This window comes from Paenibacillus sp. FSL R7-0189 (assembly GCF_037969925.1).
Taxonomy (GTDB): Bacteria; Bacillota; Bacilli; order Paenibacillales; family Paenibacillaceae; genus Paenibacillus_AQ; species Paenibacillus_AQ odorifer.
Genome location: NZ_CP150223.1, coordinates 612,824 through 625,067 on the forward strand (window position 1 = coordinate 612,824; position 12,244 = coordinate 625,067).

Genomic DNA, 12,244 nt, shown 5'->3' on the forward strand with positions numbered 1-12,244 from the left:
AGGATCTAATAGGGGCGATTTTTGCTTTGATGTGCATTATTTTGACTTCTGAATGACGTGAAGCACTGTAAGTTTACTTTCCAATCATAGGCATCAAATCAATATAGTAACAAAAGGTATAACTGTTTATGGGAAAATACGTTAAAATCAGAGAGTGACTTACATCTTTCATTCTTTTTTAGAAACGGAGTGTCCTATTAATGAAAAAGCTAGGTGCATTATTTTTATCCATTTTCATGGTTATGTCTGTCTTTACCACTGCGCATGCTGCTGAAAAGCCTGTCGGTGTATGGATTGATGGAACCGAAATAAAGTTAGGCAATTCTAACCCTGTTGTAGAAAAAGGAACGACCCTAGTTCCTATGCGTCCCCTGCTAGAGAAGCTTAATGTTAATATTAATTGGAATAAAAAAACCCAAACCGTAACAGGGACCAAAAATGGACTGGCCCTCTCACTGACCATTGGCAGCACAACCGCAACGGTAAACGGGGAGAAGAAAAAACTAGAGGTGGCTCCTAAAACCATCAACAATGTCACCTATGTTCCTGTCCGCTTTATAGGAGAAACGATCGGCTATAAGGTGGAGTGGAGTCCAGCGCTGCGCACCATCACTTTTGTGGCCAATACTCAAGCTGCCGGTAGCACCGGATTCTTATGGAAAGTGGAGAACAACGGCAACACCGTCTATCTGCTTGGTTCTATCCATGTGGCTAACGACAAAATGTACCCGCTGCGTCCGGAGATTGAAGCTGCCTTTGAAGCCTCGCAATATTTAGGTGTCGAAGTAGATATCTCTAAGATTGATCAAGCTGAGATCCAAAAGTTTATTTTGGAAAAAGGCTCTTATACAGATGGAACCAAGCTCAAGGATCATGTATCCGCAGATACCTATAACAAAGTGACTCAACTGCTAAAAGCAAATGGTCTGGCGGAAAATGCATTCGATTCCTTCAAACCGTGGGTCGTTACCCAAGGTGTCTCAAGTCTACAGATGCAAGTTACAAGTTATACGGCGGATACCGGCATTGATTTATATTTTTTACAAAAAGCAGGCAAGCTGAACAAACCTATTATTGAGCTGGAAAACACACAATTGCAGCTGAATATGTTCGACCAGTTCTCAGATGGATTGCAAGAAAAGCTTCTTGTCGACACACTCGGCAGCCTCAATCAAACGGACAATACTTCCACAGCAGCTTCACTGGATGCACTATCCCAAATGTGGATGCAAGGTGATGAGCAGTCGCTCGTAGCGATGACAAAAGCGGTCGCGCAAGAGCCAGAGTATTATAAAGGCCTCGTTTCCGATCGGAACGTCAACATGGTGAAGCATGTAAAAGAATATTTGAATAGTGATAAAAAAGCGACTTACCTTGTCGTCGTTGGCGCGCTGCATATGCTCGGTGACGATGGTATCGTGACCCAATTGCAAAAAGATGGCTTTAACGTCGTCAAACAATAATTGTTTTAGCTAAAATAAACAAGGCTGTCTCTTAGTCATCGTAGATGACTAAGAGACAGCCTTGTATTTTACTTTTTTTAGCTTAATCTAAAAGTAGAAGTTGACTTAACGTGCGGACAGCGCGGAGGGCCCTCCGGGATTCTGGAGAAACGCACCCTCCGAACCCATAGCCGCTTGTTCATAAACGGGCTACTTCAATTTTATTAACTGATCTACCTTAACTGGAAGTCCAGTAGCTATTGAACGATTTGCCGCAATCCCGGTCATAATAGACAACGCCCCGTCCACATGGGAAGCCGCACGATTAAAGCGATCCTCTAGCGGACATTCAAAAATATCACGCAGCATCACAGGATCTCCGCCCCCGTGCCCCCCAACTCCTTCTTCAATCTCCACTTCATAAGGTGCTCCGAAATGAGGGAAGACCGTGATCCGCTTGTCTTTTAACGCCCCTTCATCTTCCTTGTTTCCTCCGGCATTTACATAAGACTGTTCGACGACCTTTACTTCCATCCGCCCCTTCGTTCCATTAAATACTACAATGAAGCCCTCCCAAGGCAAATAAGCATTAAGTGAATAATTCATAATCGTCTTATTTTTGTATTTGACCATAACCGCCATCGTATCCTCAATACTGATATTATCACCGAACACACTTTGGTCTCGCAGGTAACCATCCTCATGCTCCGTATCCAGATACATCTGCTTTAACTGCTCATTATCTTTAAGATGCAGGGCAAACGGATCATTTTTCGCCGCACTGCTACCATGAGCACGCTGATAAAACTCAGTCACCCCGCGCTTCTCCGCGTTTTCTCTGCCATAAAATCTTAGATCACCCATCGCATAAACCGTATCTGGGCGCGAACCCAGCCAGAAATTCATCAAATCGAAATGATGTGTGGATTTATGAACCAACAGACCACCGCTGTTCCGTTTATCACGATGCCATCTGCGGAAGTAATCCGCCCCATGCTGCGTATTTAGCAGCCACTCGAAGTTGACGGAAAGCACTTCTCCAATCGCGCCGTCAATAATAAGTTCACGGATTTTGGTGTTGTGTGGTGCATAGCGGTAATTGAAGGTCACACGCAGCTTTTTCCCAGTCCGCTCAATCGCTTCAAGAATTTCCTGACATTTCTCTTCATCCACTGTCATCGGTTTCTCCGAAATAACATCGCAGCCAAGCTCCATCGCCCGGATAATGTAACGATGATGCGTGCGGTCAATACTCGTGACAATAACCGTGTCAGGTTTGGTTTCCTCAATCATACGGTCAAACTCATGAGCTTTATAGGTAGGAACCGCTTGATATTTATATTTTTCCTCCAGCAAACGGTTCGCATAATCCATTCTTGCTCCATTCACATCACAAAAGCCTACAATTTCAGAAGTTTCACGATAATTCGTCGTGATCTCCCCATAAAAAAACTCCGCTCGGCCGCCAGTTCCTACGAAAGCATATTTCTTGTTGGACATCAGGATCACTCCATCACTTATTGATTTAAAAGCGTTTTCTTCTTATAGTGTATAGTATAAAATACATCTGAATCTAAGCGATTCTTAGCAGAAACAATAAAAACTTTGCATATATTATCTTCATTATCTGAAAGGAGCAGATTTAGCATGGAACAGGAGCCTCAGCCTCCTTTTATGATTGAGCAAATAAAAAGAGCCGGTCCATTCAGCATGGATTCCGACCATTATCACGATACTTATGAAATTTATTATTTACTCGCCGGGGAACGCAGTTATTACATTAACAATCTGATCTACACCTTGCGAAAAGGTGATCTGATTTTTATTAACAAGAACGAGCTCCATCGTACCACCTCTAAAGGCTCTGCAAGCCATGAACGGATCTTAATTAACTTTGAGGAAAGCTTTCTGCAAAAAACATTGGCGCACTTCGAGCTGCATTTTCCATTTATGGCTTCACAAAGCTTGCTTTTGCGGCCCGGAGTACATGAACAGGGGGCCATTGAATATCTACTTTTCAGCATGCTAAAAGAACAAACAGAACCACGGACACAGCAAATCTCCTATCTTCAGACGCTGCTCATCCAACTATTTATTGAAATGAACAGAATACAGGAAATAAGCCGTGAGCCCATTGCCCCTGAGAGCAGTGAGAAGCAGCTAAAAGTCTACGAAATTATCGATTTTTTACAAGCACATTATGCTGAAAAGCTTACATTGGAGCGGCTATCTGAGACCTTTTTCATCAGCAGCACCTATCTCTGCCGTGTGTTCAAGCAGACAACTGGCTTCACCATCGTAGAATATCTAAACTACATTCGGATCAAGGAAGCCCAACGTCTCTTGCAGAGCACCAACGCTAAAGTTACGAACATCGCCGAGGATACCGGCTTTGACAGCATCGCCCACTTCGGGCGTGTGTTTAAGCAAATCGTTAAATGTTCGCCTTTGCAATATCGCAAGCAAAACCGCTGATCCACAGTTAGAAATCACAACCGATTCTCTATGTAGCCGCTCCGTCGCCCGAAAGTATACATGTGAAATGTTGTCGGCATATGGGGGCATCGGGGACGGGGGCATCGGGAGCATCTGGCATCTGGCATCTGGCATCGGGGGCATCCGGAGCATTGAGGCAACAACAATACCCCGTCCCTAGATTACCTTTTCGCGCGAACAAAGTTCATGAGGCTATCGGACCCAGTGGACCTTATTCGCAGCATAATCGCTATTTTGGGATTTTATCGGACCCCATAGTCGCTATTGGTATAAAAAGCTACCTATATTGAGCGTTTCCGAAGGAATAACGTCACTGGAGTCCGAACCCCTGCCGAATAAGCAATAAATCTGCAAATAACGTCATCTGGGTCCGCATAACTTTGTCTCGCAGGAGTAATCGGCGGTTTCGGGGGGGGGGGGGCCGGGGGGTTTCGGGGTTTCGGGGTTTCGGGGTTTCGGGGGTTTAGGTAGCACTGTAACGCATAACAAAGAGCAGCGATCCCCACTAATGGAGTATCGTTGCTCAACTGTCACTTTGTGATTAATACGGTCGTCTCATTCCTCAACATTTCATTCATTTTGCTTCGTTATGTGATTTCATTTCCAAATCTCGTACGAGCCTGTGAACTTCAATTCCGGCCAGCAGCACGATGCCAATCCCATGTGTATCGTTTAATTGCCAGGTCAATTCATCTTTATAATACAGTTTGTTAAACGAATAACCCGAACCGCGGCAGACACCGTAAACATTGCCTTGTTTGTCAATACAATGACGGGTTAAGCCGCTCCAGCCGTGGAGTGCAGAGGTTACGTATGACTCTGGTTCCAGCAGCCAACCGCAGCGGACGCCTCTAGCAAAAGCATAAATAAACATAGAGGTACAAGAGGCCTCCGCGTAGGACTCAGGATCTGTCAACACTTGATGCCATAAGCCACGCTCATCTTGCAGCTTAAGATAGCCTTTACTAAGCTCGCGGAAATAATCAAGCAAATCAGCCCGCAACGGATGTTGCTCAGGCATAACTTCAAGCAGCTCAGTCAGTGAGAAAATCACCCAACCATTACCTCTGCCCCAAGGCACGCCATTGGGTTTATTAAACTTATAATCATATACATGATGCATAATGCCAAGCTCCGGCTGGAACAGCCGCTCCTTGTAATGTAAAAACTGCGCCGCCGCATCATCAAGATAAGCCGCATTTCCGGTCAATTTATAATATTTGCTTAGAAAAGGCGTGCTCATATACAGATCATCACACCACATCGTCTGCTGCATGAAATCAACTGTGCCACTGGTCCGATACAGAGCTCCGTCAGGCAGCCTGCTCTGCACTTTAGTAATGTAATTGGCAATTTCAGCAGCAGCTTCCGGTGCGCCCTGTAGTGGACGAAGCTTATTTGCTTCCAGCATCGTTGCCCCGAAGGATCCGCAGTCGTCCAGCGAATCCATCAGCGCCAGCTGATGATTGATGCCCGGAGCGCCATAACGTTCAAGGTCCCATAAGGCATATTCGTGCAGCCCTGTACATTGCTCAATATGGTGTTGTGCATATTCGACATAATGGGGGGCCTTAAGCTCTACTCCTGTTCTCAGCAATCCGTACAGGGTTACGCCTAGAGGGTAATTCCAGCGCCCAAACATAACACTCTCCAAATAAGGCCTAACCCAGCTATTCGGTTGGTCCACCCGCCAAAAGGTTACTTCATCCGCTTCCCCAAATAAAGTATCCATAGAGGTCAGTTCTAAGACTTTCGGCGCTGTCCCCGAGGTGAATAGTCCAAGGTACAGCCAAGGATCAGTTAATCCTTCAACTGAATAAGGTTGCACGAGACTACTCTGAACACCACCAGACCGTACGTCCAGTTCAAATCCCCAATTCCCCTCTCCGCAGACGGACTCCACGACGAGATCATGTAGTCCATAACCAAGCTCCAGTTGGATATCCAGCGTGCCGTTCACGTTCTGGTGCTCAGCTACAAGTTCCCCATTCACATAGATAGAGATTTCAGCCATTCCACGATAGCTACCTTGCAGGCGTATGTCATCTTTCTGTAGGCTCTTAACTTCCAGCTTACACCAAGCAAACGCCTTGGCTCCTAGTAATTCCCCAAATATACGCGAACAGTTGCCAGTTGCCTGTTCCTGTGGCGACCATTGCGGCGTCGGAAACCAAGCGCAGCGAGCTGTCATCTGCTCTTCAGTGAATTCAGCTTCCAGCCAAGCTGCCCAAGACGTCTGTTGGGGTCCACTATAAATCCAACCTTCACAACCGCTTAACTGCGCCGTTGGAGTAAGAAAGTGTACCGGTGCACCTTTGACGCTGCCCGTTCCAAAAACCCCTCCGCAACCTGTACCTGTTGCTACATACTCCAGCACAAGATGGTTCCAGCCTTTATCCATGCTCGCCCGAAAAAACGTCCTCCGGTCCGGAAACACATCATCATTTAGATTGGAGCTAAACACCAGCCGTCCATTTATGTAAACCTTAACTGGACTGTAGCAACTAACTGAGAAAGGGGCTTCTACCTCATTGTCGCTCCACAGCTTTCCCCACACATATACGAATTGTCCTGCCTCTAGCTCCGGCAGTCGTTCTTCCAGATTCATATCATAACGGCAGTCGCGGAGCCGTTTGAAACCACTCTGCGAATGTACCCGGTAAACCGGAGGCTGCGGGGGATAGGCACCGATAAAACGGCTGGCCACAGCGGCCAGTACATTTTCGATTTTGCCCCCATTATATTTGGCAATACAATCAGGATCAGGAAAGTATTCTGGAATATAAGTACTCACTAAACGTATCCTCCTTCACACAGTTATTTCTCCACCCGGATACAGCGTCGAGCTGTACAATCTTTTAGGCTGAGGTAACGATTTCTCAGAGGCACATGTACTAATATCTATCCACTCGCTTGAATATACCGTTGCTGACTCATCATTATAAATTACAACCTGTTCCCTGCCACATCCCAGAAGATCGCCGTGAACGGCATAACCTTCCTCCTTGAATTCAGCTACAACCCTCATATGTCCATCGTACAAAGCAGGATATACCCCGCCTCCCCGGCGGTACGCGAGAATATAATCTGGAGAACCCACTTGCCAGTTACTAACGGCTTCAACGATAGTCAGCCAACCGTCGGTTGTACGTTCTTCTTTCCACAGTTCCTTGCCATTACAGTCTAAAAGGAACAACGCATCCTTACCTTTTAGCCCTTTGCCGTCATCTTCGCGGATCATTCGGTCCAGCCCGGCAACCTGAAGGCCAGGCAGTTCAGGCCGGAATCGGCCTAACGCCAAATGCTGTGACTCGATGGAGCCGTCATAACGCCAAAGCTCTTGTCCGTCCCGGTCATACATCACCGTTACGCTTCCACCGACAACCAGTTCAGGATAACCATCTCCATTCACATCGCCAACCCAAATACAGTCCGCGTGGTCATCCAGATCGTGGCAGCTCCATAATAAATTACCTTTAGAATCAAGCAGATCATAACCTGCCATCACTTGATCCTGTCCATTTCCATAAAGATCGTGAACCCACGGATAATGTCCTACATTGCCTGTATGCGTCCATAATAAATTGAAATCCTTATCCAAGGCCCACAGTTGATGATAACGGTCCTTCAGAATGATGTCGGAAGCATGTTCTTGCCCTGTTAGATTGGCAATGATAATACAATCATGTGCATGTTCAGCAGGTAAGTCGTATATGGACTTAACCGTTCCTGTTGAACCTTCAAAAATATGAAAACGTCCATCCATTACACATAATACTTCCAGCGACCCATCACCATCTATATCATAAACTTGCGCTGGATAGTCCGAGCCTTGGCTGCCAGCGTCAGGATCGGGTGTGCCCACCTGCCACAGCAGCTTGCCATCCATATCAAAAGCGGTCAGGCATTGCACCTGATGGGGAATATAACGAACATCCTGGCGATTATCCGGCTGGACCAGCAGCATTTCTGCACGTCCATCCCCATTCAGATCGCCAATAAGCATTTTACAGCGTGGACCAGCAGCGGAAATATCTACTTTTGCCAGCTGATAGACTGATTGTGTGTCCTTCGTTCTCATTAGAATCCTCCTGTCTTCTCTCTTCGATTAGATCTCAGGGAAACGGACGGTTTGTCCGCCTGCTACTTCTATAATCACACCGTCGATTTCCAGCCAGACAGATACCGCTCCCGGATTATATACAAAATCCCTAGCAGCGGAGAAAATAAGGGCTTCACAAGCCTTCATATAATGAACGAGTTCAATATTTGTGGCGTACCAGATTTCCTCCAGTCCTCCCACTGCTTCACAGAAGCTTTCCATCAGCTCCCAGTTATTATCGTTATCAAATTCATAACTATGGCCCCACACATACATCAGATATAAATACTGCCGTTTATGCAGCTTCACGAACTGCTCCGCATGCTCCAGCAAACGATCATTATGATGGCAAGTCCCCCGCCATTCCAGCCAATCCTCCGGCAGCCCAAAGCCGCCGCCAGTGGTCTGTACCACACGGGCATATTCCATGCCTAAATGAGGCAAAAGCTTCTTTATCTCCTTGTTAAATGAACCGTTAGGATAAGACATTCCCCGTATCGGCACCTGGAGCAGCGTCTCAAAATATTTTCGATCCTCCATAATCTCATGGATGATTTGCTCCTGCGGACAACGGGCCATCGTCGGATGGTGTTGCGTATGGACAGATACTTCATGTCCCTGGTACAGCTCAGTTACTTCATCTGCCGTAATACGATCACCTTTACCCAGCAGGCCAGAATTGAGATGAAATGTTCCTCTAATCCCATGGCGGTTAAATAGTCCTACCAATCTTTCGTCAGCCCGTCTGCCGTCATCATAGCTCATTGTAAGCGCCTTATGTCTGCCCTCAGGGTAACAATAATAAATAATAGACATCAATCTGAAGCCTCCTTCGCATTACTGTCCATAAACCGTGAGGTTCGAGTATTCAGCAATCAGGGGTGCCATCTGTCGGAACCCAATTTTCCCACCTGTCAGTAGCGGCCCATAGGTTTCACCATCATCTATCCATGTAAAAATCGGCAGTTCATTGATTGCAAAAGACAGCATAGGGCCACGTTTCACCACTAACATCCGGTAGGGCTCAGTCATGTCGCTGACGTCCGGAAGCGGATCGGCTGCCTGCGCAACGAGATGAAAACCATAACTTTTGCGCAAATTACAGGTGTGAAATTCACGTTCTTCCACCCAACGCCTGCGAAAATACGAGATATGATACGTGTCTATCTGCCCGTGATGGTATTGATCATATTCACCCGTACGGCGAGCAAGCGTGGAATCAAATAAATCCTTCCCACCCTCTCCTTTGGCCGCTATAAACAAAATCGCCAAACCCGGCTCACACAATGGGCGGAAATTCCACGATACCGCGAGGTCTGCCGGGAACTCCTCTGGACACCAGAGAACGACATTTGCTTGTTGTCCGGCCTCGGCATGGATAGTGCTCTCTAATCTCATTCGTTGCAAAGGGAAGGAAACCGTTCCCTCTCCTTCCATCTGGAATCCAGCGATATCACTAGTTGAAGCGAGGGGATTATGGTAGATTGGTTTCCATGCTTCAGGGATCAAACCACCTATACCCGTGTCCTGCATCGGCCTAGCCATAAATCATTCCTCCCCACAATGAAGCCTTCAATTCGCGAGTTCCGGTATAGCACTACCGATTAATTCCAAGGCAATGATCGTATTTAAAGACCACTGCGAGGCTTCATTTGTATTTATCCAATCGATCTCATTTAACTCAGTCATATAAGTGACCCGATCAGCTTCCTCCTGTAGATTCACACAACCAAACGGATTCTCCAGCAAAATCGACCAGCACCGCTCTGCCGTCGCTGGATCCTTGCGGTAATATGCTCCATATGCCGCAATGGCTACGCTGAGTACAGGATGCTCAAAACGGAGTTTTCCTGAAATCAACCCTCCTGTAAATGTGTCCTTCTCTTCTTGTGGCAAATTATAAAATACGCCGAACTCAGCCAGCATATCTTCCCAGTCCGGGTCCTCCAGCATTGCCGCCAGCTCGAACCACACCTGTGGACCTCCCATGCTAATCGCTAGATGACGCCCCCAGTTATCGTCGCCCATTCCCGACAATAGGCCAGTTGCCGGATCATACCCATATGTGGGACCAGATAATAGCCGTAAATTTGCCCTTTTGATGCAATCCATGCCTGTTATAATCTTGTCACGATAAGCGGTATCCTCGAATCGCTCCCAGCGGGTCATCCAATTAGAGCTAAAGGCCGCCCAGTCCGGACCAACCCTAACATGAGTCGGGAATTCATCCTTCGGAAAATACGCCCGCATCGGGTCCAGAGTAACTGTTGAATAATCAGCATCCTTTACACTGTCCATAATATCGCCGACCCGCTCGTCTCCGGTCAGATAATAATAGTAGCGATGCAGACCCGCCATGGCGATACGAGCCTCTTTGCAGCCGCAGCCCCAGTGGATGACGTTATGCCGCGAGCCTAGTCCGGCGTATTCGCCAAAATGATATATATCTACCTCACTCGTATGCCTGGTCATAGCTTCGGCCATTCGGAACACATCCGCTCTCCCGGACCGGAGAAACGTTACCCACAACCACATATTTGGCACCAGCTCAGAATTCTGCCAGGCACAGCCACCGAGATCATAGTTCCATACATGTCTGACCAGATCGTAGCTGTGCATGAAATCTCCGTAGTCCCAAAAACCGTACCATTTGCGCTGCTCGATCTCCTCCTTGTAAAAGGAGATGATCCCGTCCAGCCGCTCTTCCAGATACGCTTTGGCTGGCGTGCTCCGATCAGGCAAACTCCAGAAACCAAAAGCACCCGCTTCATGATAATAAGTTGGTTCACAAACCAGCAATGAAGGTTCTTCAGCTTCTGCCTGCATCCGCTGCAACAATTCAGGCCCGGGAGTCTGCGCCGTACACCAGAATGTTAGCTCGCTAGTATTAGCGATACCAAATGGAGTGGCCCGTAATTCTTCTGCACCTTCATACGAGGATTCCACATGTGTTTTTGTATCATAATGCCGCAAGTCCATAGCTGCCACATCAGGTGACCAGAACCAGACAGTAAGAGCTGCCGCGTCTGTGGCAGTGGAACCAATCTCCATTCCTGCCGGATGCTTACGCCAGAAATTCTTCATCCCGACGGCTAGCCCTCCACCCTCTGCTCCAACATAACCAAGCCCACCTGCCCGGCGGCCTTCTGCTGCCTTGATCCAAGCGCACCCATCCTCTGTCCGCTTCCAGATCCCATAATGCTCGGAAGAATCTTGAACCAGCCGAAAGCTGCCCCAAGTCGCGGAGTCATCCAATAAACTAAGGAAATAGGCATCCTCTTCTGGATCAAATTTCACAGCACATCCTGCTACCTGATCGACGAATAAATCACGGTACTTACCTTTGGTTCGCCGTGTATGCAACGTCTTAGGAGACTCGCTAAACAAGCCGCTATCTCCGGCAAAACGAACATGGCGGTTGTAAAGCGGTCCACGCAGCAGCACTGTGAATTCTATTCCTAATCCTTTAATAAAATCCTCCTGTGGATTACCGTCATAATGAAACGTATGAACTAATCGAATAGACTCCAGCCCAGCATAAAAATATAAACGTAACGTATAGGGAAGCCACTCACGAGCACTGTGCGAAGCTTGGTGGAGTCCCTCTAGCTTCACCACTGCGCGAACGGGTCCGTCTTGTTCAAGGATGGCACTTAACGTTCGTCCTGCGAATCGCTCCTCACGTATGCTCAGGGTGCCAGCACCCTCATCTCTCTGTTCACGTATACATACAAGCTCGCCATTACTGCATACTTCGGTTCCTTCCGTGTCCGCCGGATTTCTGCGCACAATACTGCGGATAAGACCCTTCCCCTGCTTGTTAACCGTGCAAATAATAACACCTGTATCTATAATGAAAGCTTCCTCTGTTTCCTGCACAGTTAGTCGCTCAGTCACTTCCGTAGCTGGAGTCGCTTGATTTATTGTCATTGTCGCTATGGAATCCTGCTGAATATCCGAATTTTTGTTTACTGCCGAGTGCGTGGACCATTTGATGCTCCCGTCTGGCCAAAAAGCTGCCGGCCAGCTTTGCAGCGGCACATGCTTTTCGTTCTTCGGCATACTTAAGCAGAGATTCTTTAACGATTCCCTGTTGAGCGCTCCTTTTTTCCAAGGAACCCCCCAGGTAACACCCACATCAATAGCGGGCTTTTTTAGCCAATGCAGGCTAATCGGCAGAGCCGTAGGCACAACAACCATCTCC

Annotated in this window: 8 protein-coding genes; 2 read left to right on the top strand and 6 right to left on the bottom strand. The window is 47.3% G+C overall.

From position 1 onward, the window contains the following. The first annotated feature begins 200 nt into the window (after positions 1-200). Positions 201-1,463: a TraB/GumN family protein gene (locus MKY63_RS02665; protein WP_076214012.1), complete on the top strand. Its 1,263-nt coding sequence runs from the start codon at positions 201-203 to the stop codon at positions 1,461-1,463. A 189-nt stretch (positions 1,464-1,652) separates the two neighbouring features. On the opposite strand, the gene MKY63_RS02670 is transcribed toward MKY63_RS02665, so the two are convergent. After that, on the bottom strand, positions 1,653-2,942 hold the full coding sequence (locus tag MKY63_RS02670; RefSeq protein ID WP_076214009.1) for a Gfo/Idh/MocA family oxidoreductase: 1,290 nt from the start codon (positions 2,940-2,942) through the stop codon (positions 1,653-1,655). 147 nt (positions 2,943-3,089) lie between these two features. Here MKY63_RS02670 and MKY63_RS02675 point away from each other — a divergent pair, with 147 nt between their 5' ends. Then, a complete protein-coding gene (locus MKY63_RS02675) occupies positions 3,090-3,917 on the top strand; it encodes a helix-turn-helix domain-containing protein (protein ID WP_076214006.1) in 828 nt (275 codons plus the stop codon). 595 nt (positions 3,918-4,512) lie between these two features. Here MKY63_RS02675 and MKY63_RS02680 read toward each other — a convergent pair. From MKY63_RS02680 to MKY63_RS02700, 5 genes are read right to left on the bottom strand one after another with little or no spacing between them, the layout of a single operon-like run. Beyond that, entirely contained in the window at positions 4,513-6,732 is a 2,220-nt protein-coding gene (locus MKY63_RS02680) for a glycoside hydrolase family 88 protein (protein ID WP_179086399.1), read from the bottom strand. 15 nt (positions 6,733-6,747) lie between these two features. Beyond that, complete coding sequence (locus MKY63_RS02685) at positions 6,748-8,019, bottom strand: FG-GAP repeat protein (protein WP_076215897.1); 1,272 nt, start codon at positions 8,017-8,019, stop codon at positions 6,748-6,750. Positions 8,020-8,046: 27 nt separating this feature from the next. Further along, on the bottom strand, positions 8,047-8,856 hold the full coding sequence (locus MKY63_RS02690; RefSeq protein ID WP_076215894.1) for a polysaccharide deacetylase family protein: 810 nt from the start codon (positions 8,854-8,856) through the stop codon (positions 8,047-8,049). 21 nt (positions 8,857-8,877) lie between these two features. Then, positions 8,878-9,585, bottom strand: coding sequence for a DUF1961 family protein (locus tag MKY63_RS02695; RefSeq protein ID WP_256721533.1), 708 nt, complete (start codon positions 9,583-9,585; stop codon positions 8,878-8,880). Positions 9,586-9,612: 27 nt separating this feature from the next. Continuing rightward, entirely contained in the window at positions 9,613-12,240 is a 2,628-nt protein-coding gene (locus MKY63_RS02700; protein WP_076215890.1) for a hypothetical protein, read from the bottom strand. Positions 12,241-12,244: the final 4 nt, after the last annotated feature.